The organism is Pseudoxanthomonas kaohsiungensis, from assembly GCF_010211765.1.
Taxonomy (GTDB): domain Bacteria; phylum Pseudomonadota; class Gammaproteobacteria; order Xanthomonadales; family Xanthomonadaceae; genus Pseudoxanthomonas; species Pseudoxanthomonas kaohsiungensis.
The window spans coordinates 411,095-437,535 of record NZ_PDWO01000001.1 but is presented as its reverse complement, the minus strand read 5'-3'; the positions used below and the strand labels follow the sequence as shown (position 1 = coordinate 437,535).

Genomic DNA, 26,441 nt, shown 5'->3' with positions numbered 1-26,441 from the left:
GTCCGCATTCCCTTGGCCCGTCGGCTGGTCGCGGGCCGTCGGCATCATAGCAACGCGGGCCGGCCGCGGTACGTCCCCGAGTCGATGGCACAATGCACGCGCCATGCCCGGGTGGTGAAACCGGTAGACACAGGGGACTTAAAATCCCCCATCCGAAAGGGTATGCGGGTTCGACCCCCGCCCCGGGCATTCCCGAACCAGCCAGGAGTTCCATGCCTGCCGCATCGATCGTGCCGCTGCCCGCCGAGGATGCCCGCATCGCGGTGATCGGCCTGGGCTACGTCGGCCTGCCACTGGCGGTGGCCTTCGGGGCCGTCAGGCCGGTGGTCGGTTTCGACATCGACGCGCGCCGGGTGGCCGAACTGGCAGGCGGGGCGGACCGGACGCTGGAACTGGATGCCGCGGAAATCGGCGCAGCCGCGCATCTGCGCTTCAGCAGCGACCCCGCCGACCTCGATGGCTGCGGCATTTTCATCGTCGCAGTGCCCACGCCGATCGACGCCTCGCACAACCCGGACCTGGCGCCGCTGCGCGAAGCCAGCATGCTGGTGGCGCGCGCATTGCGGCGCGGCGCACTGGTGATCTACGAGTCCACGGTCTACCCGGGCACCACCGAGGAAATCTGCGTGCCAATCCTCGAGCAGGGTTCCGGGTTGCGTTTCGGCATCGATTTCAGCTGCGGTTACAGCCCCGAGCGGGTGAGTCCGGGCGACCGCCAACGGCGGCTCGCCGATATCCGCAAGATCACTTCGGGCTCGACGCCCGAGGCGGCCGCCGTGGTCGATGCGCTCTACCGCCAGGTGATCGCCGCCGGCACCTTCCTCGCACCTTCCATCCGCGTGGCCGAGGCAGCCAAGGTGGTGGAGAACATCCAGCGTGACGTGAACATCGCGCTGGTCAACGAGCTGGCGCTGGTCTTCGACCGCCTGGGCATCGACACCGGCGATGTGCTGGAGGCGGCTGGCACCAAGTGGAACTTCCTGCCGTTCCGGCCCGGCCTGGTCGGCGGGCACTGCATCGGCGTGGATCCCTACTACCTGCTGCACAAGTCCGAGAGCCTGGGCTACCACCCCGAGCTGATCCGCACGGCGCGCCAGGTCAACGAACGGGTAGGGGCCCATGTCGCCGGACGGGTGCGGGCGATGCTGGCCGAGCGGGGCGTCGGGGCCGAGGGCGCGCGGGTGCTGGTACTGGGCGTGACCTTCAAGGAGAACTGCCCGGACCTGCGCAACAGCCGTGCGCTCGACCTGGCGCTGCAGCTGGCCGCGGGCGGTGCGCGCGTGGATGCCTGCGATCCCTGGGCCGACCCGGAAGAGTCGGCACGGCTGGGCGTGCCATTGCGGCGGGTGCCTGAAGCCGGCGCCTACGATGCGGTGGTGCTGGCGGTCGCGCACGACGAGTATCGCGGTTACGACGCCGCCCGGGTGCGCTCGCTCGGTCGGCCCGGTGCGGCGGTCTACGACGTCAAATCCGTCTGGCCGCGCAGCGCAGTGGACGACCGACTCTAGCGGCGTGGACCCACGCCGCGCGGGTCCGTGCTCGCCCGCGCCGGTCGTCGGCTGCATCACCCCTCCCCAGGGCGTGTGCTCCCCTGGAGGGCATCACGACCCGACCCCGCTAGACTGGGGGCCGCCACGCCATTCGCGGGAGACGGGATGAGCCGCTATTCGGCCTATATCGCCAGTTGGATAGTGCTGCTGGCGTCGATACCACTGGCGCTGCGCTGGCCCGGCTGGTGGTGGGGCGTGGCGTCCGGCGGGCTGCTCGTGGTGCTGGGCACCTGGGACCTGCTGCAGACCCGGACCACGCTGCGCCGGAACTACCCGATCCTGGCCCATTTCCGCTATGGACTCGAATCCGTGGGCCCGGAGATGCGCCAGTACTTCATCGAAAGCGACACCGCCGAGGCGCCGTTCTCGCGCCAGCAGCGCACGCTGGTGTACCGGCGCGCCAAGAACGTGATGGACGTGGTTCCGTTCGGTTCGCTGCAGGACCCGTACGCCGTGGACTACGAATGGATCAACCACTCGCTGGCGCCGACCCGGATCGCGAGCCACGACTTCCGGATCGTGGTCGGCGCCGGCCGCACGCAACCCTACGCGGCCAGCGTGTTCAACATCTCGGCGATGAGCTTCGGTTCGCTGTCGGCCAACGCGATACGCGCGCTCAACGAGGGCGCCCGGCGCGGCGGCTTCTACCACGACACCGGCGAGGGCTCGATCTCGCCGTACCACCTGGAGAACGGCGGCGACCTGGTCTGGGAAATCGGCTCGGGCTACTTCGGCTGCCGCGACGCTGGCGGCCGCTTCGATCCGGTCCGCTTCGCCGAGCAGGCCGCGCGGCCGCAGGTGCGGATGATCGAGGTCAAGCTGTCGCAGGGGGCCAAGCCCGGGCACGGCGGGGTCCTGCCTGCGGCCAAGGTCAGCGCCGAGATCGCCGCCACCCGCGGCGTGCCGGTGGGCGTGGAGTGCGTGTCGCCGGCCAGCCATTCGGCCTTCTCCACGCCGATCGGCCTGCTGGAATTCGTCGCCCGCCTGCGCGAGCTGTCGGGCGGCAAGCCGGTCGGCTTCAAGCTGGCGATCGGCCATCCCTGGGAATGGTTCGGCATCGCCAAGGCCATGCACGAGAGCGCGTCGCTGGCGCCGGACCTGCTGCCGGACTTCATCGTCGTCGACGGCGCCGAGGGCGGCACCGGCGCGGCCCCGGCCGAGTTCATCGACCACATCGGCGTGCCGATGCACGAGGCGCTGCTGCTCGTGCACAACACCCTGGTCGGCCTGGGGCTGCGCGACCGGGTGCGGGTGGCGGCCGCGGGCAAGATCACCAGCGCCTTCGACATCGCGCGCACCCTGGCGCTGGGCGCGGACTGGTGCAACGCGGCGCGCGGCTACATGTTCGCGCTCGGCTGCATCCAGTCGATGAGCTGCCACACCGACCGCTGCCCGACCGGCATCGCCACCCAGAACCCGCACCGCTGGAAGCACCTGGACCCGGCCGACAAGGCCGCCCGCGTGCGCAATTTCCACGACAACACGCTGCGCGCGCTGCGCGACCTGCTGTGCGCCGCAGGCCTGGTCCACCCCTCCGACCTGGGCCCGGAACACATCCTGCGCCGGGTATCGCCGGTGGAGATCCGGTCGCTGGCGGCGCTGTACCGCTACCTGCGCCCGGGCGAGCTGCTCGAGCACATCCCCGGGCATGCGGTCTTCCACGACTTCTGGGCCGAGGCGCGCAGCGACGCGTTCCAGCCGCCGGCCCGGGTGGACGCCCTGCGCCGGAGCAAGGCCTGACCGGGCAGGCGTCTCCATACCCGGCGGCCGTCAAGTCAGCCAGACCGGTGGCGCAGGCTGGCTGGAAGTGGGCCGGGCTACCCCTTTGCGCCAGGCGTTCGCGATGGCCGTCCGCCGGCGTTGACCGGATTGCGGCGTCCATTTAACATGCGCACCCCGCATCGAGCGATGCGGATACCCAAGATTTCGGGCGGTTAGCTCAGCGGTAGAGCATTGCCTTCACACGGCAAGGGTCACAGGTTCGATCCCTGTACCGCCCACCAGGTCAGAGAAGCCGGCTTCACAGCCGGCTTTTTTTCATGTCCGGGACGCGCCCGCGCTTCGCCTTCACATGCCTTCACGCGGCTGGCCTTAACAAACCCCGCCCGCTGCAGGCATGATCCTCCGTTGACCGGCCGCCGGGCGGCCCCTATTGCAGAGGCCGATCTTGCAGGACCGAGTCACCCACTCCTATGTGCGCTGGCGCCTGCCGCTGCTGGTGTCGGCGGTCGTCCTGATCCTGCTGGTGCCGTTCCTGCTGATCCGCCAGTGGACGGCCGGGAGCGAGGAGGCCGACCGCTGGGTCCGCCATACCCAGGAGGTCGAGGCGGTCGCGCGGGGGCTGGAAGCGTTGATCCGGGAAATGGACTCGCTGGGGCTGGCGATGAGCGTGGGCGGCCGCAATCCCGTTCTGAGCGGGCGGCTGGAGGAGGCGATCTCGCGGATCGACCCGCAACTGCAGCAGCTGACCGCGATGACTCGCGACAATCCCGAGCAGCAGGTGCTGATCGGCCGGCTGCAGAGCATGGTGATACGCCGGGTGGACGTCGCCCGTCGGCTGGCGATGGGCGTCGCCCCGGCCGAGCGCGATCGGCTCGTCGACGAGCTGTACGGCCAGTACGCCGTGCGCCAGTTGTTCAGCGACTTCCTCGGCAACGAACGCGGCCTGCTGGCCGAGCGCAGCGCCTACGCGGAACTGCAGCGGACGCGCGTGCGCCAGCTCGGCCTGGCCGCGCTGCTGGCCCAGCTGGCGCTGATGGGCGCGGTGATCTACCTGCTGTACCGCATGGAGCAGCGGCGCACCGCCTCGGAAGAGGAGCTGGTGCGCGCCAGCGGCAGGGCGCTGGCCGTGGTCCAGACCGTGCGCGAGCCGATCGTGCTGCTGGACGCCAACCTGGGAGTGCTCATGCACAACACCGCCTTCGCCGAGCTGTACGCGGGCGAGGACGGGCAGATGCCCGAGCGCCTGGACGAGATCGGGCACGGCGCCTGGCGCGACCCGGTCATCCGCCAGCGCCTGACCGAGGTGCTCAGCCGCGGCCGCGAGCTGTGGGATTTCGAGCACGTGCAGCGCACCTCCGACGGCGTGAGCCGGACGATGCTGCTCAACGCGCGGCGCATGCAGCTGCCCGACCGCGAGGACGAGGTGGTGCTGATGACGGTCAGCGACATCAGCGCGCAGAAGGCGGCGCAGCAGCGGATCGGCGACCTCAACCGGCAGCTGGAGGGCAAGGTCGAGCAGGTGACCGAAGTCAACCGGGAACTTGAAGCGTTCAGCTATTCGGTGTCGCACGACCTGCGTGCGCCCCTGCGCCATGTGGCAGGATTCGCGGACAAGCTTTCGCGCCACCTGGGGGAAGGACTCGACGAGAAGGGCGCCCACTACCTCGAGGTGATCGGGGGTTCGGCCCGGCGCATGTCGTCGCTGATCGACGACCTGCTGGTCTACTCGCGTCTGGGCCGCCACGCGATGAAGCTGCAGGCGGTGGACATGCAGTCGCTGGTCCAGGAAACGCGGGCGGTGCTCGACGCGAACCGCGAGGCGGATGCCGGGGAGGGCATGGCCTCGCACCGGATCGAATGGCGCATCGCGCCGTTGCCCGTGGTGATCGCGGACGAGAACATGATGCGCCAGGTCTGGCTCAACCTGCTCGGCAACGCGGTCAAGTACTCCGCGCGCAGCGAGCCGGCCATCGTCGAGGTGGCGTGCGAGACCACGCCTGCCGGCGAGCTGCACTTCAGCGTCCGCGACAACGGCGTCGGCTTCGACATGGAGTACGCCGGCAAGCTGTTTGGCGTGTTCCAGCGGCTGCACAAGGCCAGCGACTACCCCGGCACGGGCATCGGCCTGGCCAGCGTGCGCCGGGTGGTCGCGCGCCATGGCGGCCGGGTCTGGGCCGAATCCGCCCCGGGCCAGGGCGCCACGTTCCATTTCGTCCTGCCCGCGCAGGACGCCACCTCCACGAACGAGATCCTTGCATGAGCGCGATCCGCACCATCCTGCTGGCCGAAGACAGCCTCGCCGACGCCGAAATGGCGGTCGATGCGCTGCGCGAGGCGAACCTGGCCAACCCGATCGTCCACGTCGAGGACGGGGTCGAGGCGATGGAGTACCTGCACCGCAAGGGCCGCTTCGCCGACCGTTCCGACGAGGACCCGGCGGTGCTGCTGCTGGACATCAAGATGCCGCGCATGGACGGGCTGGAAGTGCTGCAGCGCATCCGCGCCGACGAGCGCCTGCGCAGGATGCCGGTGGTGATCCTCTCGTCCTCGCGCGAGGAGAGCGACCTGGTCCGCAGCTGGAACCTGGGCGTCAACGCCTACGTGGTCAAGCCGGTGGACATCGACCAGTTCTTCGCGGCCGTGAAGACCCTGGGCAAGTTCTGGGCGGTGATCAACGAACCGCCGGTGGGCGAAGGTTGAACATGGCGCCACTGCGGGCGATCAGCAGCGACGCGCGCTTCCGGGTCCTGTTCGTCGAGGATTCGCCGGAGGACGCGGAGTTGCTGCAGATGCAGCTGGAAGAGGCCGGCCTGGCCGCGGACTACCTGCGGGTGGACGACGAGAAGGGCCTGCGGCATGCGCTGGCGGACTTCGATCCGCATATCGTCCTGTCGGACCTGTCGATGCCCGGCTTCTCCGGGCACGAGGCGCTGCGGATCGTGCGCGGGCAGGCGCCGGGGCTGCCCTTCATCTTCGTCTCGGGCACGATCGGCGAGGACGTGGCGGTCGCCGCGCTGCGCGAAGGCGCCAACGACTACATCCTCAAGCACAGCAGCGCGCGCCTGCCGGCCGCGGTGGAACGCGCGCTGCGCGAAGCCCGGACCGAGGCCGAGCGCGCGCGCGTGGAAGCCGAGCTGATGCGCAGCCAGCGGCTGGAAAGCCTGTCGCTGCTGGCCGCGGGACTCAGCCACGACCTGCGCAACATCCTGCAGCCGCTGCTGATCGTGCCGGACCTGATCGCCCAGCGCAGCGAGGACCCGCGCCTGCACCAGCTGGCCAAGGTCGTGGCCGAGTGCGGCCGGCGCGGGCACGAGATGGCCGAGTCGATGCTGTCCTTCGTGCGCGGTTCGCGACGCGCCAGCGAGCGCTTCCGGCTGGCCGACCTGTTCCATGCGGTGCAGCTGCTGCTCAAGGGCAGCCTGCCGCGCACGGTCGAACTTGAGGTGGAGCTGGCCGACCCCGAGCTGGTCCTCGACGCGAACTACACCGAGCTGCAGCAATGCCTGCTCAACCTGTGCCTCAACGCGATCCAGGCCATGCCCGCCGGCGGGCGCCTGGAACTGTCGGCGGCAGAGGCCGACGGGGGCGTGCGCGTGGTGGTGGCCGACACCGGCAACGGGATGGACGCCCATACCCGGGAGAACCTGTTCACCCCGTTCTTCACCACCAAGCCCGGCGGTACCGGCCTGGGGCTGGTGTCGTGCAAGCGCATCATCGAGAGCCTGGGCGGCCGCATCGGGGTAGACAGCGCGCCGGGCCAGGGCACGCGTTTCGAGCTGTGGCTGCCTGCCGCGGTGGACGAGTCCGGCCCCGAGGTCGAGGAGGCGCCGGTCACGGTCCTCGGCCAGGGCGAGCGGATCCTGCTGGTGATCCGCGAAGGCTCGCGCATGAGCCTGATCGGCAACGCCCTGGTCAGCCAGGGCTACCGGCCGGAACTGGCGACGGATGGCGCCGCCGCGCTGCGGCGCTGGGCGGAGACCGGTTCGGCCGACGTGGTCCTGGTCGACAGCGGAATCGAGCTGTTCCCGGCCGAACGGCTGCTCTCCACCATGCACGAGTCCGGCTACGAGGGACCGGCGATCGTGATCGAGGACGAGGATGCGCCGCTCGACGCCTCGCTCGTGCCGGCGACGATGCCGTTGCTGCGGCTGACGCAGCCGCTGGGGATGCACCGCCTGTTCGAGGCGGTCGCCGAGGCCTTGCGCGGGCGCGGATGACCTGACGCGCCGGGTCTTGGCCGGTGCCGCCTATACTCGCTGCAACGCGGGCAGGGAGTGCGGCGCATGGCGGCGACGGTGGGCAGGGGGAACGGGGGCCGGTTCTCCGGCGGGATGGTGGCGGGATGCCTGGCGCTGTTGCTCGCCCTGGCCGGGTGCAGCCGTGATCCCGGCGGGCAGCTGCCCGAGGCCGGTGGCGAGAAGCTGCAGGCCAAGCGCGAGCAAGTCAGCGGTTTCGGCCTGGTCCGTGCCTGGCCGGACCAGCACGAGGGCAGCCTGGCGCTGGCGCTGGAATTCTCGCGGCCCCTGGTCGGCACCCAGGAGTTCGACCGGCTGCTGACGGTCGAGCCGGCCGGTTCCGGGGACAGCGGCTGGTCGCTGTCGGACGACGGCAGGACCCTGCGCTACCCCTACGTGGAGCCGGCGCGCGACTACACCGTGACCGTGGCCGCGGGCCTGCTGGCTGCCGATGGCAGCCGCCTGGCCGCACCGCTGAAAAAGACCGTGCACACCGGCGAGCTGGATCCGGTGGCCGGCTTCGCTTCGCAGGGCAGCGTGCTGCCGGCGCGCGACAGCCGTGGCCTGCCGGTGGTGTCGGTGAACGTGCCGGAGGTGGACGTCGAGTTCCTGCGCGTGCGCGAGTCCGAACTGCCGCGCTTCTTCGCCCAGTTCCAGCGCGGCGGCCGTCGTGGCGGCTGGGAGCTCGACCGCGACTACGGCGACGAGGCGCCGCTGCGCGACCTGGCCGAGCCGGTCTACCTCAACCGCTTCGTCCTGGGCGGCGAGCGCAACGAACGCGTGCTCAATTACCTGCCGCTGCAGGAGATCGCCGAGCTGCAGCAGCCGGGCCTGTACTTCGCGGTGCTGCGCCGGGTCGGGCAGTTCAGCGACCAGTACGACACCGCGTTCTTCACCGTCAGCGACATCGGCCTGCATGCGCGCGCCTATCGCGACACCGTGTTCGTGCATGCCGCCTCGCTGCACGATGGAGCGCCGCTGAGCGGGGTGGAGTTGCGCGTGCTCGATGCCAGGGGCGAGGCGCTGCTGAAGTCGGCCACCGACGGCCATGGCAACGCGCTGCTCGAATACACCCTGGACGCCGGCCACGTGCTGGTGGCGCGCCGCGGCAAGGACGTGTCCCTGCTCCCGTTCAACCAGCCGGCACTGGACCTGTCCGAGTTCGCGGTGGGCGGGCGCGCGCAGGCCGCGTTCGACGTGTTCGCCTGGTCCGGGCGCGACCTCTACCGCCCCGGCGAGACGGTGCGGATCAGCGCGCTGCTGCGCGACGACGACGGCCGGGCACTGCCGCTGCCGGCGGGCGGCCGCGGCCAGCCGTTGTTCCTGCGGCTCAAACAGCCGGACGGCCGCGTGTTCCGCGAGACGCGGCTCGACCCGGGTGCGCAGGGCTACTACGCCTTCGAGCAGGCGATCCCGGCCGACGCGCCGACCGGGCGTTGGCAGGTCGAGTTCCGCACCGACCCGGCCGGCAAGGACGTGGTCCAGGGCATGACCCTGCGGATCGAGGAGTTCCTGCCCGAGCGCCTGAAGCTCGAACTGTCCACGCCGAAGGAGCAGGCCACCCTGCGCCCGGGCGAGCCGCTGAAGCTGCAGGCCGATGCGGCCTACCTGTACGGCGCGCCGGCGGCGGGCAACCGTTTCACCGCGAAGATGGCGCTGGCCGTGGCTCGCGAACCGCTCGATGGACTGCCGGGCTATTCCTTCGGCGACCCGACCGTGGAACTGCCGAAGGAGCCGCGCGACGTGCTCGACCAGGCGTTCGATCCGCGGGGACGCATCGAGGCCTCGCTGCCGTTGCCGGAGGAAGCGACGCGCGCCGCCACGCCGGTGCTGGTGACCCTCGCCGGCAGCGTGCACGAGAGCGGTGGCCGCCCGGTGAACCGGAACCTGCAGCGCGTGCTGTGGCCTGCGCCGGCGCTGGTCGGGGTGCGTCCGCTGTTCGACCCGGACGACGGCGCCGATGCCAACGCCAGCGCCCGCTTCGAACTGGTGCGCGTGGACGCGCAGGGCCGGCCGGAACCGGCGGGCGGGCTGAAGGTCACGCTGGTGCGCGAGCTGCGCGACTACCACTGGCGCTACCAGGACGACGGCGGCTGGGACTACGACTTCACCCGCCGCTTCGAGAACGTGGAAACGCGCACGCTCGACGCTGGCGCGACCGCGGCCCGCTTCGATTTCCCGGTGGAGTGGGGCGAGTACCGGGTCGACGTGCTCGACCCCTCGACCGGCCTGACCATGCGCTACCCGTTCCGCGCCGGCTGGAGCTGGGGCGACGACAACCGCGGCCCCGATGCGCGCCCGGACAAGGTCAAGCTGGCCCTGGACCGCACCGCCTATCGTGCCGGCGATACGCTCAAGGTGACCGTGACCCCGCCGCATGCCGGTCGCGGCGTCCTCATGGTGGAGAGCGACCGCCTGCTCTACGTGCACGAGATCGAGGTGCGCGGCAAGGACGGCAAGGCGTCGGGCACCTTCGAGGTCCCGGTCACCGAGGATTGGGAGCGACACGACGTCTATGTCACCGCGCTGGTGTTCCGCGGCGGCTCGGCGACCAGCCAGGTGACGCCGGCGCGCGCGGTCGGCGTGGCCCACGTGCCGATGCGGCGCGACGACCGCAGGGTCGCCGTGGGGCTCAAGGTCCCGGCGCAGATGCGGCCGCAACAGGACCTGCCGGTCACCGTCAGCGCGCCGCAGCTGGCCGGGCGGCAGGCGCACGTGACCGTGTCGGCGGTGGACGTGGGCATCCTCAACATCACCCGTTTCCCGGTCCCGGACGCCAACGCGCATTTCTTCGCCCAGCGCCGGCTGGCCACCGATGCCTATGACGTCTACGGACGCGTGATCGAGAGCTTCGACGGCGGCAGCGCGCGGATGCGGTTCGGTGGCGACCTGGCGCTCGACGCGCTGCCGCAGGCGCGGCGGCCGACCGCGCGGGTGCAGACCGTGGACCTGTTCTCCGGGCCGGTGGCGCTGGACGCGCAGGGCAATGCGCGGCTGAAGCTGCCGCTGCCCGACTTCAACGGCACCCTGCGGGTGTCGGTGCTGGTCTATGCCGACGACCGTTACGGAAAGCGCGACGGCGAGGTGCTGGTGCGCGCGCCGGTGGTGGCCGAAGCGGGCATGCCGCGGGTGCTGGCCCCGGGCGATCGCGGCACGGTCAGCCTGGACCTGCAGAACTTCAGCGGCAGCGCCGGCGAGTTCCGGGTGCGCGTGGAAGGCGAGGGTCCGCTGGCCGTGGGCGAGGGCCAGCGCCGGCTGCGGCTGGAGGACGGCGCCAAGGCCACGCTCGAGTTCCCGCTGCTCGCGCAGCCGGGCAATTCCGTGGCGCAGGTGCGCGTTCGCGTGGACGGCGGCGGCTACGCCGTTGACCGGCGCTACGACCTGCCGGTGCGCGCGGCCTGGCCGGGCGTCCTGCGCGCGCAGACGCGGGTGCTGGAGGACGGCGCGCCGCTGGTGCTCGATGCCGCGCTGGCCGATGGCCTGATCGCCGATACCGTCGACGTGCGCCTGCGGGTGACCGCCACGCCGCCGATCCCGTTCGCCTCGGCGCTGCAGGGCCTGCTCGACTATCCCTACGGCTGCGCCGAACAGACCACCAGCAAGGGCTATGCGGCGCTGGTGATGGATCCGCAGACCGCACAGCGGCTCGGCGGCCCGGTGCTGGACGCACCGGCACGGCGTGCGCGCATGGAAGGTGCGTTCGGCCGCCTGGCCGCGATGCAGACGGGCAACGGGCACTTCTCGCTGTGGGGTGGCGAGGGCGACGCGGAGCCGGCGCTGACCCCGTACATCGTCGACTTCCTGCTCGACGCGCGCGAGGCCGGCTTCGCCGTGCCCGATGGCGTGCTGCAGAAGGCGCTGGACCGGCTCTCCGAAGACCTGCTGTCCGGTGGCGCGCAGTTCTACGGCCGCGACCACCGCGAACACCTGCGCTTCGCCAACCGCGCCTACGCCGGCTACGTGCTGGCTCGGGTCAACCGCGCCCCGCTGGGCACCCTGCGCGCGATGTACGACCAGGAGAAGGGCAGCAGCCTCACCGGCCTGCCGCTGGTCCAGCTGGGCCTGGCCTTGGCCCTGCAGGGCGATGGCAAGCGCGGGGCGGCGGCGATCGCCGACGGCTTCGCCCGCGATCCTGAGCAGCGGCCGCCGTGGCTGGGCGACTACGGCAGCCGCATTCGCGACGACGCGCTGATGGTGGCGCTGCTGCACGAGCGCGGCAGGGCCGAGGCGAAGTACGACGCGCGCGCTGTCGACCTGGCCCGCGCGCTGCAGGCCCGCCGCGACGACCAGGGCCGGATGTGGCTCAGTACCCAGGAGCAGATGGCCGTGGCCCGGCTGGGACGCGCGCTGGACGCCGGCGACGGGCGCAAGCTCGGCGGGCGGCTGCTGGCCGGTGGCGACGCGCAGGTGCTGCAGCCGGCGGCCAGCCTCACCCGCCGGCTCGACCATGCCGCGCTGGCGCGCGGCCTGCGGTTCGAGCCCGGGGGCGGCCCGTTCTACGCCAGCATCGAGGTCGCCGGCATCCCGCAGAAGCCACCGGCCGAGGACCGCCGCCAGGTGGGCGTGGTCCGCGACTGGTTCCTGACCGACGGCACGCCGTGGAAGGGCGGTGCGCTCGAGGAGGGCCAGGTGCTGGTGGCGCGCTTGACCGTGCAGGCCCAGGAAGCGATGCCCGATGCGCTGGTCACCGACCTGCTGCCGGCGGGCCTGGAGGCCGAGAACCTCAACCTGGGCGACGCCGCGCAGTGGGACGGCGTGGGCATCGAGGGCGTGGCGCTCGCCGACCGCGCCGGCCAGGCCGACCTGCGCCACGAGGAGTACCGCGACGACCGCTACGCGGCGGCGCTGGCGCTGGGCCAGGGTACGACCGCGCGGTTGTACTACCTGGTGCGCGCGGTCACTCCGGGCACCTACACGGTGCCGCCGCCGCAGGCCGAGGACATGTACCGGCCCACCCTGCGCGGCACCGGCGTGGCACGCCCGGCGCAGGTGACGGTGACGCCCCCCTGAGGGCGGGTGGCATCGCCGGCCAGGAGGCGGGGCATTGCCCCGCCGATGGTCCCGCCTGGTCGTGGAGCGGGGGTGTGCCGCTGGAGCGCCTGTCATCCGTAGAGCGGGGCTTGCCCCGCTGATAGGCTGGCCGGGCGGTTGGGCAGCGGGGCAAGCCCCGCTCTACGACGCTTGTAGCGTGGGCAGCGGGGCAAGCCCCGCTCTACGGCGCCTGCAGCGTGGGCAGCGGGGCAAGCCCCGCTCTACGCTGCAGCACGGCGACGGGCCCTACTGCGTCGAGGTCTTCTCGTCCTGCTGCGCCTGCGCCGCAGCGGTGCGGACAAGTCCGTCCATGACCGCGTCCAGCCGCGTCTCGTAGTCCTGCGGGAATGTCCAGTACTGCAGGCCGGCCTCGCTGCGGTTGCGCTGCAGTCCACGCTGTCCGGGCTCGAAGTGGAACAGCATCTTCAGCAGCACGTCGCTGCTGACCCACGGGTGGTCGTACCAGAACACGTGCGAGCGCCGGTCCATGCCGGGCAGGTCGCCGGCGCGCGCCGAGATCAGGTCGAAATCGAGGCGCTGCGATGCCTCGACCATCCACTGCGCATCTTCCGGGCCGAGTTCGGACGGGTCGGGCCGGCCGGCGCGCGAGCCGCGCTGGTGCAGGCGCGACAGCACCAGCACGGAGTCGCGCATGTTCACCGTGACCGTCACCCGGCGCGGATACCCGTGGTAGGCCTGCAGCTCGCCGACGAACCGGCGGAAATCGGCGTCCGGCGCGGGAAAGTAGACCTCGCCCAGGCGCACCGACGCCGGGTCGTAGCCGGGCGCCGGCGTGCCCAGCAGGGCCAGGCCCGGCGAGGCGACCATCGCCCCCGAACTGTAGGCGATCACGTTGATGTGGCGCGCACGCGTGTGCCTGGCCAGCATCCGCACCAGTTGCGCGAAGGCCGGGGCGGTCTCGCCGGCCTTGGACACGTCGTGCGAGAACCGCATGAAGTTTTCCGCCGACGGCCACAGGAACGACAACACCACGGAGTTCCGCCCGGTGAAGTGCCGGTACTGCGCCGCCTGCGCGGTGGCCCGGCCGACGCTGGTGTTGGCGCCATGCACGTAGATGGTCAGGTCAGGATCGGCCGCCTGCGCGAGGGCCTCGTCGATGCGTCGGAAATACGCCAGTGCCGCCTCGCCCGGTGCGTCGACGCTGCCGCCCAGCGGCACCGTGGCCTGCGGGTCCATCGAGTTCACCAGCAGTTGCGGGCGTCGCTCGGCCGAGGCCTGGGTGGACTGCTCGTAGAGCCAGTCCCAGCTGCGGCCGCCGCCACCGATGTCCAGGGTGGCCACGCCCATGCGCAGCTCGTCGCCGGGGAAGACGGTATACGCCGGCGCGGCGGACGGGCCGAATGCCAGCCGGTTGGTCGCGTAGAACACCTCGATCTGGCTGCTCCTGTCGAGGTGCGCGTTGGCCGCGAACAGGTTGTGCTCGCCGTTGAGGAAGATCGCCGGCGCCGGCATCAGGCGCACCGGTGGCTGGCAGGCGCTGAGCAGGAGCAGGCAGGCCAGGCATAAGGCGAAGCGGATCATCGCGGAACCTCGGCGGCTGGTTGGAGCAGGGCGTCGTTCTTCCCGCGGCCGAGGCCACGACGGCCACGCCCGTCCCCGTTCGGCCCGTTGTAGCAGAGCGCCGCTGCGGACGAAGCCGTTGCCATCCCCCCGGCGTCCGGCCGGCACCGCGGATATAAAGTGCCGGCAAGGCAAGCGGGACGAGGGAGCGCGGCATGCGCAGCAAGCGTGTTTGGAGCCATGCATGTTGCTTCGTGTTCGGCTGCGCGGCGCTGCTTGCGATGGCATCCGCCTACGCCGCGCCGCCGGCTGCAGCGGATCCGGAGCTGGCGCCCGTCGAGGGCCAGTGCGTGGTCCTGCTGCACGGCCTTGGCCGGACCCACCGCTCGATGGCCAGGATCGAGGCGGTCCTGCGCCAGGCCGGCTACGCCACCGTCAACATCGACTATCCGTCGCAGAGCCAGACCATCGAGGTGTCGGCGCGCGACGCGATCCCGCACGGGGTCCGGGCGTGCCGCCAGTCCGGTGCGCACACGATCCATTTCGTCACCCACTCGATGGGCGGGCTGCTGCTGCGCTACTACCTGCAGTCCGGCGCGGTCGACGGATTGGGGCGGGTGGTGATGCTCGGCCCGCCGAACCAGGGCAGCGAAGTGGCCGACGCGCTGGCGGGCACCGCGCTCTATGACCGGATCAACGGCCCGGCCGGGGCGCAGCTGGTGACCGGGCCGGAGGGGCTGCCGGCGCGGCTGGGGCCGGTGGACTTCCCGCTCGGCGTCATCAGCGACAACGAGCAGACTGCGATCGACAGCGTGCTGGCGAGCCGGATCCCCGGCGAGAACGACGGCAAGGTGGCGGTGGAACGGGCCAGGGTCGAGGGGATGCACGACTTCCTGGTGCTGCCGGTGAACCACACCTTCATGGTGGTCAACGACGTGGTCATCGGCCAGACGCTGCAGTTCCTGCGCCATGGCGCGTTCCTGCACGAAGAGGCGCAGGGGCCATGACAGCGGCGCTGCTGGGCAACAGCGACGACGAACAGGCTGGTCGTCGCTTGGCCCGGACCGGCAGCAAATGGCGAAGCAGACCGCACTGCCATGGCTTCGGTGCCTGCACCTTTGTAGGAGCCGGGGAGTCCGGACATGCGTCCGTGTAAGGGCGCCCGCGACGCGACGCCCTCGGCACAGGCGGCGCTTTCGTGATGCCGACGCCGGTGTCGCCGGCAAGCTGTGCTCCTACAGAGCAGCGAGCAGCCATGGCCGCAAGTTCGCCGATCGAAGCCATGCCCATCACGCCGCCCGAGGACGTCGGCCTGCCGGGGTATGGCGCAAGTGGCACATGGATGTGCCACGGCCCCTCGTAAAGGCAGGATGCCGTCCCGAGGGGTAAGCCATACCCCGGCAGGACGGCGGCCCCCGCCGGTGCCGCGCTCTCCCCGGCCGGCGTCTGTTACAGCCAGCGCCCTACCTCAGCCTGCGCCGGCCTCAGCCAGTGCTCTGCGACAGCCAGCGCCCGCCGCAGCCAGCGCCCTGCTCCTAGCGGATGCACCCGCAGGCTCAGCGCTTCTGGTGCGAGAAGTGAAGCCGATCCAGCCATCCGGACAGAGACCATCCGTACCTTGAGGAACCCCATAAAAAAAACCCCGCCATGCGGCGGGGTTCCCTGCGTGCGACTGCGCGGTGCGCGGTCAGTCGAGCGGGGTGATGTTCGATGCCTGCGCACCCTTCGGGCCCTGGGTGACCTCGTAGCTCACCCGCTGTCCTTCCCTGAGGGAACGGAAGCCCTTGGAGTTGATCGCGGAGAAGTGTGCGAACACGTCCGCGCTGCCATCTTCCGGCGAAATGAAGCCGAATCCCTTGGCGTCGTTGAACCACTTGACGGTACCGTTGGCCATGATGCTGCGAAGTCCTTGATTGACGGATGCGCGGCGGCTGCCGCGAGGCGGAGTATGCAAATGTGGAACGCCGCTGACAATCCGTGCACCGGACGGTTGCCGGCGTTACCGCTAACGCGGCCGCGGCCGCGGCCGCGGCCGATCAGCCGCGCGCCAGTTCGCCGACCAGTTCCGGCAGCCCCGCCGAGGCGGCGGCGACGTTGTCCAGCACTTCGGCCAGGGTGATCTCCTGCGCGTCGCCGCACCCGGCCGCCCAGTTCGCCACGATCGCCAGGCAGGCATATTCCAGCCCCAGTTCGCGTGCCAGCGCCGCCTCGGGCATGCCGGTCATGCCGACCAGGTCGCAGCCATCGCGGCGCATGCGCGCGATCTCGGCATTGGTTTCCAGCCGCGGCCCCTGGGTGGCGCCGTAGCAGCCGCCATCGACCACGCGCACGCCGGTGACCCGCGCCGCCGCCAGCAGCTTGTGCCGGAACATCGGGCTGTACGGATGGCCGAAGTCCACGTGCAGCGCCTCGCCTTCGCCATCCCAGAAGGTGGACTCGCGCCCCCAGGTGTAGTCGACCAGCTGGTCCGGGCAGGCCAGTACGCGCGGGCCGTAGGCGTCGGTGATGCCGCCGACGGTATTGAGCGCCAGCACCCGGTGGGCGCCAGCCTGCTTGAGCGCGAACAGGTTGGCGCGGTAGTTCACCTTGTGCGGCGGCAGCGCGTGGCCTTCACCATGGCGGGCCAGGAAGGCGATGCGCACCTCGCCCAGCCGACCGATCCGCAGGGGACCGGAGGGAGCGCCGTACGGTGTGTCGATCTGGCGGGCTTCCTCGTCCTCCAGCGTCGCCAGGCGGTAGACGCCGGTGCCGCCGATCACTGCCAGCGCGATGTCCATTCCCGGCTCAGTCCTTCAGCGCGTAGATGCCGGGCAGGTTGCGGCCCTGCTCGTGGTAGTCCATGCCGAAGCCGAACACGTAGCGGTCGGGCAGGTGCAGGCCGACGTAGTCGGCCTTCAGGCCGGCCACGCAGCGGTCGTGGTCTTTGACCGTCAGCGCGGCGATGCGCACGTCGGTGGCGCCCTGCTCGATGCACCAGCGGCGCACCTCGGCCAGGGTGTGGCCCTCGTCGAGGATGTCGTCGGCGATCAGCACCCGGCGGCCGTACAGCGACGTGGCCGGCCGGTGCTTCCAGACCAGCTCGCCGCCCTGGTTGGTGCCGCGGTAGCGGGTCGCGTGCAGGTAGTCGAACTGCAGGTCCAGGCCGCGCGCGCCCAGTGCCAGCGCCAACTGGCCGGCGAACGGCAGGGCGCCGTGCATCACGGTCAGGAACACCGGCACGAAGCTGTCGCCCAGGCGGTGCGGCGGCACGTCGCCGATGTAGTCGCGTGCGATGGCGTCGGCCATGGTCGAGATGGCCGCGTCGATGGCGGGTCGGTCGACCAGGAGGTCGGATTTTTCCAGGACTTCGGCGATCAGCAGTTCGGACATCGTAGGGGGCTACCGGAAAGTGGGAAGGGAAGGAGGGGCGTCACGCCGCCGATGCCGGCAGCCGCGCCTGCGCAGCGCCGTAGCGTGCGTCCGCGAGCAGGCCGTCCCAGCCGAGCGCGCCGCGGCCGAGCAGGCCGGCGAGGGCGGCGGTGTTGAGGGCACGGCCCTCGACCGCGCGCAGCGACTCCTCGACCAGCTCGGGGTGGCAGACCAGGACCACGTCGCAGCCGGCATCCAGGTGCGCGTCGATGCGCGACCGGACCCCGCCGGCGGAAAACGCGGCGGCCATGCCGATGTCGTCGGAAAAGACCACGCCGCGGAAACCCATCTCCGCGCGCAGGATCTCCTCGATCCAGCGCCGGGAATAGCCGGCCGGCTCCGGCGCCACCTGCGGATAGGCCACGTGCGCCATCATCACCGCGTCGGCGCCGGCCTCGATGCCGGCGACGAAAGGCACCAGGTCTTCGGCGCGCAAGGTATCCAGCGGGCGCGGATCGACCGCGTCGTCGAAATGGGTGTCCTCCAGCACGGTGCCGTGCCCGGGGAAGTGCTTGAGCGTGGCGGCCATGCCGACGCTGTGCATGCCGCGCACGTAGGCGCGGGTGAATGCGGCGACGACCTGCGGATCGTCGCTGAAGGCGCGATCGCCGATCGCGCGGTTGCCGCGGGCCAGGTCGACCACCGGCGCGAAGCTCAGGTCCACGCCGCTGGCGCGCACTTCGCTGGCCATCAGCCAGGCGTGTTCCTCGGCCAGGGCGAGGGCGGCCTGCGGGTCGCCGGCGTACAGTTCGCCGAAGCGCTGCAGCGGCGGCAGGTCGCTGTAGCCGTCGCGGAAGCGCTGCACCCGTCCGCCTTCCTGGTCCACGCAGACCAGCTGCGGCCGCGGCGCGGCGGCACGGATGGCGGCCGACAGGTCGGCCACCTGGTCGCGCGAAGCGAAATTGCGCTTGAACAGGATCACGCCGGCGACGGCATCGTGCTGCAGCCAGTCGCGCTCCTGCGCGGTCAGTTCGGTGCCGGCGACGCCGATCACGAGCATGCGTGGGAACTCCGTATCACGCGCGGACCGCGCGCCGGGGCATTGTCGCAGATGCGGGCATTCATGGCGGCACGGCCCGGATGCCGGATGATCGCCGCCTCGGCATTGCAGGAGCCGATTCATCGGCGACACGGGCGTCGGCACGGTGGCGGCGTCGCCTGTGCCTGCGGCGTCGCGTCGACGATGAATCGGCCCCTACACGGAGCAGCCGTCCGGGCCGCAGGCCTCGCCGGCGGCGGTGGCCGCTGCCGACCCGGCCATGGCCTGGCGCAGCGCCTGGGCGAACACCTCGGGCGCCTGCCCACCCTGGACCGCATGGCGGCCGTCGATGACGAAGGTCGGCACCGCGCGGATGCCCATCGCCTGGGCCTGGGCCAGCTCCGCGCGGACCTCGGCCAGGCCTTCGTCCGAGTCGAGGCAGGCGCGGATGCGTTCGGCCGCCAGGCCGCCGGCGGCGCCGGCCTCGACCAGCGTCGCCGGATCGGCCAGGTTGCGGCCCTCGGCGAAGTGGGCGCGGAACAGGGCCTCGCCGACTGCCCCTGCGTCGCCCTCGCGCGCGGCCAGCCACATCAGCCGATGCGCGGGCAGGGTGGTGACCCGCACCTGGCCACGGCTGAAGTCCATCGGCAATCCCTCGGCGCGTGCCGTGGACTGGGTGTACGACAGGATCTGCTCGGTGCGCTCGGGACCGCCGAACTTGGCCGCGTAGGCCTGGCGCAGCGGCACCGGATCGGTGCCGGCGTCGGGGTCGAGCTGGAAGGGGTGCCAGTGGACCTCGACCGCGGGCGCCCCCGGGCCCAACAGGTCCAGGCCGCGCTGGAAGCGGTGCTTGCCGATCCAGCACCAGGGGCAGACCACGTCGGACCAGATGTCGATTCTCATGGACGGGACAATGGGGGCGCGAGGCGCCGCGGGCAAGCCGGTGCACCGGTCCTGCCGGAGCCGGCCGTGCCGGCGAGGCGATGGCGCCGGCGCGGGCGACGCCGTCGTGGTTCCGCTGCCGCTGTCGCCGCCGCGCCGGGCGGCTACCGGGAGCCGTCGCGCTCGGCAGGGGACCATTGCGAATACGGGCGTCCGGCCAGGGCCAGGTTGTAGTAGCGCGGCGAGTCGGTGACCTCTTCGCCGAGCCAGGCCGGGCGGACGAAGGCCTCGTCGGCCGAATCCAGTTCGAGCTCGGCCACCACCAGCCCGGCGTTGGCGCCTAGGAACTCGTCGATTTCCCACAGGTGGCCGGCGTGGCGCACGTAGTGGCGCCGCTTCTCCACCAGCCCGCCGACGCACAGCGCGAGCAACTGGCGTGCGTCCTCCACCGGCAGCGGGTAGTCGAATTCCTGCCGGGTATGGCCCAGCTCGCGCGACTTCAGGTTGAGGAAGGCGCGGTCGCCCTCGATCCGCACCCGCACCGAGGCCTTCTGCGTGCCGCCCTCGACCGCGCCCAGGTCGTTCAGGTACCCCTGCGCCATCGCCTGCACGCGCTCGGCGCCGGCGCGCCAGCCATCGCCGGCGACCAGGAACTTGCGTTCGATCTCGATGCCCATCTTGCCGCGACCCGTGCCTGCCAGGCCGGCCATGGTAGTGCGCGCGGCCGCATGGTGCAGCCGCCAACGGCGTCGGCTTTCACGCGGCGCGGCATGGACGCTCCGGCGGGCATCGTGTATTAAACCGGTTGCCGCGCCCCCCGGCGCCCGACAGGTTCCCTGGCCCTTACGCATGCAGAAAGACACCGCGATCCGCCTGCTCATCGTCGACGACCGCGTGGAAGACGCCGAAGCGATCGTCAGCACCCTGCGCAACGGCGGCATCGCGGTGCGGCCCCTGCGGCCGCAGAACGCCGCCGAACTGGCGCACATGGTGACCAGCCAGGCGGTGGACCTGGTGGTGGCGGTCGACTCGGCGGCGATGCCGCTGGACCAGGTCCGCGCCCAGGTGGCCGCCAGCGGCAAGGACCTGCCGCTGCTGCTGATGGTCGACCGGATCGACGAGGCCGCGGTGCTGGGCGCGCTCGGCGGCGGCGCGCGCGCGCTGGTGCTCAAGCACCGGCCCGAGCACCTGCTGGAAACGGTCCGCCGCGAATGGGCCGACCTCGACGCGCGGCGTGGCCTGCGCCGGCTGGAGGCGCAGCTGCGCGAGACCGAGCGGCGCTGCGATTCGCTGATCGCCTCCTCGCGCGACCCGGTGGCCTACATCCACGAAGGCATGCACATCCGTGCCAACGACGCCTACCTGGAGATGTTCGGGTTCGAGGCGTTCGACGAGGTCGAGGGCATGTCGCTGCTGGACCTGGTCGGTCCGCAGCACATCGACGGCTTCAAGCAGCTGCTCAAGTCCCTGTCCAAGGGCGAGCCGCCGCCGCCGGAGTACCTGATGGAGGCGCGCCACGTCGACGGCAGCACCTTCCCGGCCAAGCTCGAGTTCGCCACTGCCACCTACGAAGGCGAGCCGTGCGTGCAGGTGGTGTTCCGCCGGCGCGAGGAACTGGACCCGGAGCTGGCGCGCGAGGTCGAGGAACTGCGCCGCCGCGACCAGGTCACCGGCCTGCTCAACCGGCCCACGTTCATGCACCTGCTCGAGGACGCGGTGGCCGCGGTCGGCCGCGATGGCGGCCAGTACGGCTTCCTGCTGGTCGAGCCCGACCACTACGCGCGCCTGCTGCCGGACATCGGCCTGGACTCGGCCGATGCGCTGGTCGCGGCGCTGGCCGAGCGCGTGCGCAGCACGATCGATGCCAACGTCAAGGCCGCGCGCTTCGGCGAGCACAGCTTCGCCCTGCTGCTCGAGGGCAACCACGCGCGGACCCGCGCGGCGGCCGATGCGTTGCGCGATGCATTCGCCACCCATGTCTTCAGCGTGGGCGCCCGCTCGGTGACCGTGACCGCGAGCATCGGCGGCGTGCAGGTGGGCGAGAAGATCGCCAGCGTGCCGCAGATCCTGTCGCGGGCGAACCAGTGCCTGGGTGCGGCGGTCGAGCTCGGCGGCAACACGGTGCAGGTGTTCGACCCGGGCGCGGCCGACCGCGCGGAGGAAGAGCGCGTGGCGCTGTGGGTGACCCGCATCCGCGAGGCCCTGGTCGGTGAAGGCTTCGTCCTGCACTACCAGCCGGTGATGAGCCTGCAGGGCGAGCCGGGCGAGCTCTACGAGGCGCACCTGCGGGTCGACGCCAACGGCGAGCTGGTCACCCCGTCGGGCTTCCTCGGCATCGCCGAGGAACATGGCCTGCTCGGCGAGATCGACCTGTGGGTGGTGCGCCACGCCATCGCCACGCTGGGCGAGCGCGAGCGCGCCGGCCGCCAGACGCGCATGCTGGTCCGGATCAGCCCGGCCTCGTTCGCCAGCGCCACGATGGTCGACCTGATCCGGAAGGAGCTGGCGGCCCATGGCGTGCCGGGCGAGCGCCTGTGGCTGGAGGCGCCGGAAGCCAAGGTGTTCACCCACCTGCGCAACGCGCAGCAGTTCCTCGCTGCGGTGTCGCCACTGGGCTGCCGGGTCGGCCTGGAGCAGTTCGGCTCCGGCCTGGACTCCTTCCAGTTGCTGGCCCACTTCAAGCCTTCGTTCCTCAAGATCGATCCGGGCCTGACTGCCGAGATCGGCCGGCCAGGGGAAGCGCAGGACAAGGTCCGCGAGATCACCGCCCGGGCGCGCGACGAGGGCATCGCCACCCTGGCCGAGGACGTCGACGACGCGCAGGCATTGAGCCAGCTGTTCAGCGCGGGCGTCGACTACGTCGCCGGTGGATTCGTCGCTCCGGTGGGGGCGGCGATGAACTTCGACTTCAGCTGACCGCGGCAGCGGCGTCGAAGCCGCCGGCCGCGTCGGGAGGAGGGACGCCATGTCCGAACCATCCGCGCAGGACCTGCCGCCGTTCGAGACCCATCGCGTGGGCCCGGTGCCGCCGGCGTTCGAGCCGCGCGACCTGTGGGCCGATGACATCGCCCTGCGCGAGGGGGTGGCCCGCGGTGGCGCCGACGGATACCGCGATGGCCTGCAGGGCTATGCGCGCCTGGCTGGCGACGAGCTGTACCGGCTGGGCTTTGACGCCAATCGCGATCGGCCGCGCCTGCGCACGCATGACCGCCACGGCCAGCGCATCGACACGGTGGAATTCCACCCGGCCTACCACCGGCTGATGGAACTGGCCAAGGCGCATGGCGTGGCCGGCCTGTCCTGGCACCGGCCCGGCGCCGGCGCCCACGTGGCCCGCGCCGCGCTCAGCTACCTGCACCACCAGGTCGAAGCCGGCACCAGTTGCCCGCTGACCATGACCCACGCCGCCGTCCCGGTGCTGCGCCGCGAACCGTCGCTGCGCGACTGGGCCGACAAGGCGGCTGCGCCGCATTACGACCCGCGGGACGTGGCGGCGAGCGAGAAGGCCGGGATCACCCTGGGCATGGGCATGACCGAGAAGCAGGGCGGTTCGGACGTGCGCGCCAACGCCACCACCGCCACGCCGCTGGCGTCCGGCGATGGTTATGCGCTGGTCGGGCACAAGTGGTTTTTCTCGGCGCCGATGTCCGACGGTTTCCTGGTCCTGGCGCAGGCGCCCGGCGGCCTGACCTGCCTGTTGATGCCGCGGCGCCTGCCGGACGGGGCGAAGAACGCGTTCCGGCTGATGCGCCTGAAGGACAAGCTCGGCGACTGGGCCAACGCCTCGTCAGAGGTCGAGTTCTGCGGCGCGCTGGCCTGGCGTGTGGGCGAGGAGGGGCGCGGGGTGGCCACCATCATCGAGATGGTGATGCTGACCCGCCTGGACTGCATGCTCGGCGCTGCGGCGGAGGTGCGGATGGCGCTGGCGCAGGCGCTGCACCACGCGCGCCACCGGGTCGCGTTCGGCCGGCCGCTGGCGGCGCACCCGCTGATGGCCAACGTGCTGGCCGACCTGGCGATCGAGTCGGAGGCGGCCACCGCCCTGGCCCTGCACGTGGCCGCGCTGGTGGATGCGGCGCCATCGGATCCGCACGCCGCCGCGCTGGCGCGGGTGGCCACCGCCGCCGGCAAGTACTGGCTGTGCCGGCGCGCGCCGGCGGTGGTCAACGAGGCCCAGGAGTGCCTGGGTGGCGCCGGGTACGTGGAAGAATCGATCCTGCCGCGGCTGTACCGGCAGGCGCCGCTCAACTCGATCTGGGAGGGCAGCGGCAACATCCAGTGCCTGGACGTGCTGCGCGCGCTGTCGCGCGAACCCGCGTGCGCACAGGCCCTGCAGGCGACGCTGGCACGCGCTGCGGCGCGCCACCCGCTGCTCGAGCACGAAGCCGCGCGCCTGGGCGCGGGCTTGGCGGGCGGCGGCGAGGGCGTGGAGGCGCAGGCGAGGGCGCTGGTCGAACGGCTGGCGCTGGTCCTGCAGGGGGCGGTGCTGCTGGAAGCAGGCAGCCCGCTGGCGGAAGCGTTCCTGCGCAGCCGGCTCGGCGGCGAGCACGGGCAGGCGCTGGGCACGCTGCCGGTGGACATCGACTTCGGCCCGATCCTCGCCCGCGCCCTTCCGCGGTAGGCGGGCGTGTTCCGGTTCGCCGCGGAAGCAGCGGGGCAAGCCCCGCTCTACGTCCGCTCCGGGTAGGGCCGGGCTTGCCCGGCTGCCCCCGCCTCAATCCAGGAACTGCAGCCGCGCCAGCTCCGCGTACAGGCCGCCCTGCGCGAGCAGTTGCTCGTGGGTGCCTTCGGCGATGATCCGGCCCTGGTCCATCACCACGATCCGGTCCGCCCGCAGCACGGTCGCCAGGCGATGGGCCACCACCAGGGTGGTGCGGCCGCGCATCAGGTTCTCCAGCGCGTGCTGGACCGCGCGTTCGCTCTGCGCGTCCAGCGCGCTGGTCGCCTCGTCCAGCAGCAGCACCGGCGCGTCCTTCAGCAGCGCCCGGGCGATCGCCACGCGCTGCTGCTGGCCGCCGGACAGGCGCGAGCCGCGCTCGCCCAGCTCGCTGGCGTATCCCTGCGGCAGCGCCTCGAGGAAGCCGTCGGCCTCGGCCGCGCGTGCGGCGGCGCGCACCTCCGCGTCGCTGGCCTCGAGCCGGCCATAGCGGATGTTGTCCATCGCGCTGGCGGCGAACAGCACCGGTTGCTGCGGCACCAGCGCCACGCGGGCGCGGACGCAGGCCGGATCGGTGTCGCGCAGGTCGATGCCATCGAGCCGCACGCTGCCCGACTGCGGGTCGTGGAAGCGCAGCAGCAGCGACAGCACGGTGCTCTTGCCGGCCCCGGAGGGACCGACCAGGGCCACCGTCTCGCCGGGGCGCACGTGCAGGTCGAACCCGTTCAATGCCGCGGCATCGGGACGTTCCGGATAGTGGAACACCACCTCTTCGAAGCGGATCTCGCCGCGCAGCGGCGCCGGCAGCGCGACCGGCCGCGCCGGTGCGGCCACCTGCGGCTGCTCGTGCAGCAGCTCGGAGATCCGACCCATGCCGCCGGCGGCGCGCTGCAGTTCGTTCCAGACCTCGGCCAGCGCGCCGACCGAGCCACCGCCGATCAGGGCATAGAGCACGAACTGGCCCAGCGTGCCGGCGCTCATCGTGCCGTCGATCACCTGGTGCGCACCGGACCACAGCACCAGCACGATCGCACCGAACACCAGCACGATCGCCGCGGCGGTGACCGCCGCCTGCGCACCGATGCGGCGACGCGCGGTCGCCACGGCCACCTCCAGCGCCTTGCCGAAGCGCGCCTGTTCGTAGGGTTCGCGTGCGTACGCCTGGACCGTGCGCACGGCGCCCAGGGTCTCGGCGGCCAGGGCGTTGGCATCGGCCACCCGGTCCTGGCTGGCGCGCGATGCCTTCTCCAGGCGCCGCGCGCCCAGCACGATCGGCAGCACCGATAGCGGGATCCCGACCAGCGAGTAAGCCGCCAGGTGCGGGCTGGTCACGAACAACATGACCAGGCTGCCGACCACGGTGACGCTGCTGCGCAGGGCCACCGACATGGTCGTGCCGATCACGCTGCGCAGCAGTTCGCTGTCGGCCGACAGCCGCGAGACCAGCTCGCCGCTGCGGCTGCGGTCGTGGAAGGCCGGGTCGAGGCCGATCAGGTGCGCGTAGAGCTGGCCGCGCAGGTCGGCGACGACCTTTTCGCCCAGCAGTGACACGAAGAAGAACCGCGCCGCCGTGGCTGCCGCCAGGACCACCGCCACCACGAACAGCAGGCCGAAGGCCAGGTTGATCTGGCTGCCGCCGCCGAAGCCGTGGTCGATCATGTAGCGCACCGCCACCGGCAGGCTGAGCGTGGCCGAGGAGGACACCGCCAGCGCCAGCAGCCAGGCGAAGAACAGGCCGCGGTGGCGACGCACGAACGGCCATAGCGTGCGCAGGCTGCCCAGCCGGCGCAGGCGTCCTTCGCGTTCGCCGGTGACCTCGGCAGCGGGCTGGTCCATCAGTGGATCTCCACGGAAACAGGGGTGGTGAAGCGGACCCGGTCGCGGGTCGCATCGCGCAGGCGCGCCTGCAGGGCCTCGACCCTGGCGGCGGGCAGGCTCAGCGACAGGTGGGCGCCATCGGCCTCGAACCGCTCGCCGGTTTTTTCCGCCGCATGCGCCGCCAGGGCGACATGGACCGCGCCCAGGTCCTCGAACGCGCAGGCCAGCTCGAGCGCGGCCATCGCCACCAGCGGGCGGCGTTCGGCCAGGCGCAGGCATTCGGCAGCGGTTCCACCATAGGCGCGGACCAGGCCGCCGGCGCCGAGCTTGATCCCGCCGTACCAGCGGGTAACCACCACGGCGACGCGGTCGCAGCCCTGGCCATCGATCGCGGCCAGGATCGGCCGGCCACCGGTGCCGGCCGGCTCGCCGTCGTCGCTGGAGCGGTACTCCTGGCCGATCCGCCAGGCCCAGCAGTTATGGGTCGCCTCCGGCTCGGACGCGCGTGCGATGAACGCCATCGCCGCGGCGGGGGCGTCGACCGGGGCGGCATGGGCAAGGAAGCGGCTGTGCCGGACTTCGAGCGCGTGGGTGGCCGGGGCGGCGAGGGTGTCGGTCATTCCGCGCGCATTGTACCG

General features: G+C 71.8%; 18 protein-coding genes and 2 tRNA genes. 11 read left to right on the top strand and 9 right to left on the bottom strand.

Annotation, left to right across the window (positions count from 1 at the left end):
* The first annotated feature begins 105 nt into the window (after nucleotides 1-105).
* The 8 genes from CSC66_RS01965 (at nucleotide 106) to CSC66_RS01930 (ending at nucleotide 12,517) form a co-directional block, all read left to right on the top strand.
* Nucleotides 106-189 (top strand) — tRNA-Leu (locus tag CSC66_RS01965).
* 23 nt (nucleotides 190-212) lie between these two features.
* The gene (locus CSC66_RS01960; protein ID WP_162375676.1) at nucleotides 213-1,508 is read left to right on the top strand and encodes a nucleotide sugar dehydrogenase; all 1,296 of its coding nucleotides are present in this window, start codon (nucleotides 213-215) and stop codon (nucleotides 1,506-1,508) included.
* A 147-nt stretch (nucleotides 1,509-1,655) separates the two neighbouring features.
* The gene (locus CSC66_RS01955; RefSeq protein WP_162375674.1) at nucleotides 1,656-3,290 is read left to right on the top strand and encodes an FMN-binding glutamate synthase family protein; all 1,635 of its coding nucleotides are present in this window, start codon (nucleotides 1,656-1,658) and stop codon (nucleotides 3,288-3,290) included.
* A gap of 188 nt (nucleotides 3,291-3,478) precedes the next feature.
* Nucleotides 3,479-3,553 (top strand) — tRNA-Val (locus CSC66_RS01950).
* Between the two features lie 164 nt (nucleotides 3,554-3,717).
* Complete coding sequence (locus tag CSC66_RS01945; RefSeq protein WP_162375672.1) at nucleotides 3,718-5,532, top strand: sensor histidine kinase; 1,815 nt, start codon at nucleotides 3,718-3,720, stop codon at nucleotides 5,530-5,532.
* Nucleotides 5,529-5,972 (top strand): response regulator, encoded by a 444-nt coding sequence (locus CSC66_RS01940; RefSeq protein ID WP_162375670.1) that lies wholly within the window; start codon nucleotides 5,529-5,531, stop codon nucleotides 5,970-5,972. Before CSC66_RS01945 ends, CSC66_RS01940 begins: the two co-directional genes overlap by 4 nt.
* Nucleotides 5,973-5,974: 2 nt before the next feature.
* Nucleotides 5,975-7,489 (top strand): ATP-binding protein, encoded by a 1,515-nt coding sequence (locus CSC66_RS01935; RefSeq protein WP_162375669.1) that lies wholly within the window; start codon nucleotides 5,975-5,977, stop codon nucleotides 7,487-7,489.
* A gap of 114 nt (nucleotides 7,490-7,603) precedes the next feature.
* A complete protein-coding gene (locus CSC66_RS01930) occupies nucleotides 7,604-12,517 on the top strand; it encodes an alpha-2-macroglobulin family protein (RefSeq protein ID WP_202935574.1) in 4,914 nt (1,637 codons plus the stop codon).
* A gap of 267 nt (nucleotides 12,518-12,784) precedes the next feature.
* On the opposite strand, the gene CSC66_RS01925 is transcribed toward CSC66_RS01930, so the two are convergent.
* Nucleotides 12,785-14,080: an alpha/beta hydrolase gene (locus tag CSC66_RS01925; protein WP_162375665.1), complete on the bottom strand. Its 1,296-nt coding sequence runs from the start codon at nucleotides 14,078-14,080 to the stop codon at nucleotides 12,785-12,787.
* Nucleotides 14,081-14,274: 194 nt separating this feature from the next.
* Between CSC66_RS01925 and CSC66_RS01920 the strand changes: the two genes are divergently transcribed.
* Nucleotides 14,275-15,066, top strand: a complete 792-nt coding sequence (locus tag CSC66_RS01920) for an alpha/beta hydrolase (protein WP_202935573.1) — start codon at nucleotides 14,275-14,277, stop codon at nucleotides 15,064-15,066.
* Between the two features lie 680 nt (nucleotides 15,067-15,746).
* Here CSC66_RS01920 and cspE read toward each other — a convergent pair.
* The 6 genes from cspE to CSC66_RS01890 form a co-directional block, all read right to left on the bottom strand.
* Nucleotides 15,747-15,953 (bottom strand): transcription antiterminator/RNA stability regulator CspE, encoded by a 207-nt coding sequence (gene cspE / locus CSC66_RS01915; RefSeq protein WP_052629532.1) that lies wholly within the window; start codon nucleotides 15,951-15,953, stop codon nucleotides 15,747-15,749.
* A 142-nt stretch (nucleotides 15,954-16,095) separates the two neighbouring features.
* Nucleotides 16,096-16,836, bottom strand: a complete 741-nt coding sequence (locus CSC66_RS01910; RefSeq protein ID WP_162375663.1) for an S-methyl-5'-thioinosine phosphorylase — start codon at nucleotides 16,834-16,836, stop codon at nucleotides 16,096-16,098.
* Between the two features lie 7 nt (nucleotides 16,837-16,843).
* On the bottom strand, nucleotides 16,844-17,428 hold the full coding sequence (locus CSC66_RS01905) for a hypoxanthine-guanine phosphoribosyltransferase (protein ID WP_162375662.1): 585 nt from the start codon (nucleotides 17,426-17,428) through the stop codon (nucleotides 16,844-16,846).
* 40 nt (nucleotides 17,429-17,468) lie between these two features.
* Complete coding sequence (gene nagZ / locus CSC66_RS01900; protein ID WP_162375660.1) at nucleotides 17,469-18,467, bottom strand: beta-N-acetylhexosaminidase; 999 nt, start codon at nucleotides 18,465-18,467, stop codon at nucleotides 17,469-17,471.
* Between the two features lie 195 nt (nucleotides 18,468-18,662).
* Complete coding sequence (locus CSC66_RS01895) at nucleotides 18,663-19,349, bottom strand: DsbA family oxidoreductase (protein ID WP_162375658.1); 687 nt, start codon at nucleotides 19,347-19,349, stop codon at nucleotides 18,663-18,665.
* A gap of 143 nt (nucleotides 19,350-19,492) precedes the next feature.
* Nucleotides 19,493-20,005 (bottom strand): CYTH domain-containing protein, encoded by a 513-nt coding sequence (locus CSC66_RS01890; protein WP_162375798.1) that lies wholly within the window; start codon nucleotides 20,003-20,005, stop codon nucleotides 19,493-19,495.
* A gap of 172 nt (nucleotides 20,006-20,177) precedes the next feature.
* On the opposite strand from CSC66_RS01890, the gene CSC66_RS01885 reads away from it, so the two are divergent.
* Both CSC66_RS01885 and CSC66_RS01880 read left to right on the top strand, forming a co-directional pair.
* Nucleotides 20,178-22,244: a GGDEF/EAL domain-containing response regulator gene (locus tag CSC66_RS01885; RefSeq protein WP_162375656.1), complete on the top strand. Its 2,067-nt coding sequence runs from the start codon at nucleotides 20,178-20,180 to the stop codon at nucleotides 22,242-22,244.
* 49 nt (nucleotides 22,245-22,293) lie between these two features.
* Nucleotides 22,294-23,949, top strand: a complete 1,656-nt coding sequence (locus tag CSC66_RS01880) for an acyl-CoA dehydrogenase family protein (RefSeq protein ID WP_162375654.1) — start codon at nucleotides 22,294-22,296, stop codon at nucleotides 23,947-23,949.
* A gap of 93 nt (nucleotides 23,950-24,042) precedes the next feature.
* Here CSC66_RS01880 and CSC66_RS01875 read toward each other — a convergent pair whose 3' ends face one another.
* Together CSC66_RS01875 and CSC66_RS01870 are read right to left on the bottom strand one after the other, a co-directional pair.
* Nucleotides 24,043-25,821: an ABC transporter transmembrane domain-containing protein gene (locus CSC66_RS01875; protein WP_162375653.1), complete on the bottom strand. Its 1,779-nt coding sequence runs from the start codon at nucleotides 25,819-25,821 to the stop codon at nucleotides 24,043-24,045.
* A complete protein-coding gene (locus CSC66_RS01870) occupies nucleotides 25,821-26,423 on the bottom strand; it encodes an IMPACT family protein (protein WP_162375651.1) in 603 nt (200 codons plus the stop codon). Before CSC66_RS01870 ends, CSC66_RS01875 begins: the two co-directional genes overlap by 1 nt.
* Nucleotides 26,424-26,441: the final 18 nt, after the last annotated feature.

Coding starts and splice junctions, on each gene's coding strand:
- CSC66_RS01910 (WP_162375663.1), bottom strand. CDS start 16,836: ATGGACATCGCGCTGGCAGTGATCGGCGGCACCGGCGTCTACCGCCTG.
- CSC66_RS01925 (WP_162375665.1), bottom strand. CDS start 14,080: ATGATCCGCTTCGCCTTATGCCTGGCCTGCCTGCTCCTGCTCAGCGCC.
- CSC66_RS01955 (WP_162375674.1), top strand. CDS start 1,656: ATGAGCCGCTATTCGGCCTATATCGCCAGTTGGATAGTGCTGCTGGCG.
- cspE (WP_052629532.1), bottom strand. CDS start 15,953: ATGGCCAACGGTACCGTCAAGTGGTTCAACGACGCCAAGGGATTCGGC.
- CSC66_RS01895 (WP_162375658.1), bottom strand. CDS start 19,349: ATGAGAATCGACATCTGGTCCGACGTGGTCTGCCCCTGGTGCTGGATC.
- CSC66_RS01920 (WP_202935573.1), top strand. CDS start 14,275: ATGCGCAGCAAGCGTGTTTGGAGCCATGCATGTTGCTTCGTGTTCGGC.
- CSC66_RS01870 (WP_162375651.1), bottom strand. CDS start 26,423: ATGACCGACACCCTCGCCGCCCCGGCCACCCACGCGCTCGAAGTCCGG.
- CSC66_RS01875 (WP_162375653.1), bottom strand. CDS start 25,821: ATGGACCAGCCCGCTGCCGAGGTCACCGGCGAACGCGAAGGACGCCTG.
- CSC66_RS01940 (WP_162375670.1), top strand. CDS start 5,529: ATGAGCGCGATCCGCACCATCCTGCTGGCCGAAGACAGCCTCGCCGAC.
- CSC66_RS01890 (WP_162375798.1), bottom strand. CDS start 20,005: ATGGGCATCGAGATCGAACGCAAGTTCCTGGTCGCCGGCGATGGCTGG.
- CSC66_RS01960 (WP_162375676.1), top strand. CDS start 213: ATGCCTGCCGCATCGATCGTGCCGCTGCCCGCCGAGGATGCCCGCATC.
- CSC66_RS01930 (WP_202935574.1), top strand. CDS start 7,604: ATGGTGGCGGGATGCCTGGCGCTGTTGCTCGCCCTGGCCGGGTGCAGC.
- CSC66_RS01935 (WP_162375669.1), top strand. CDS start 5,975: ATGGCGCCACTGCGGGCGATCAGCAGCGACGCGCGCTTCCGGGTCCTG.
- CSC66_RS01905 (WP_162375662.1), bottom strand. CDS start 17,428: ATGTCCGAACTGCTGATCGCCGAAGTCCTGGAAAAATCCGACCTCCTG.
- CSC66_RS01885 (WP_162375656.1), top strand. CDS start 20,178: ATGCAGAAAGACACCGCGATCCGCCTGCTCATCGTCGACGACCGCGTG.
- CSC66_RS01880 (WP_162375654.1), top strand. CDS start 22,294: ATGTCCGAACCATCCGCGCAGGACCTGCCGCCGTTCGAGACCCATCGC.
- nagZ (WP_162375660.1), bottom strand. CDS start 18,467: ATGCTCGTGATCGGCGTCGCCGGCACCGAACTGACCGCGCAGGAGCGC.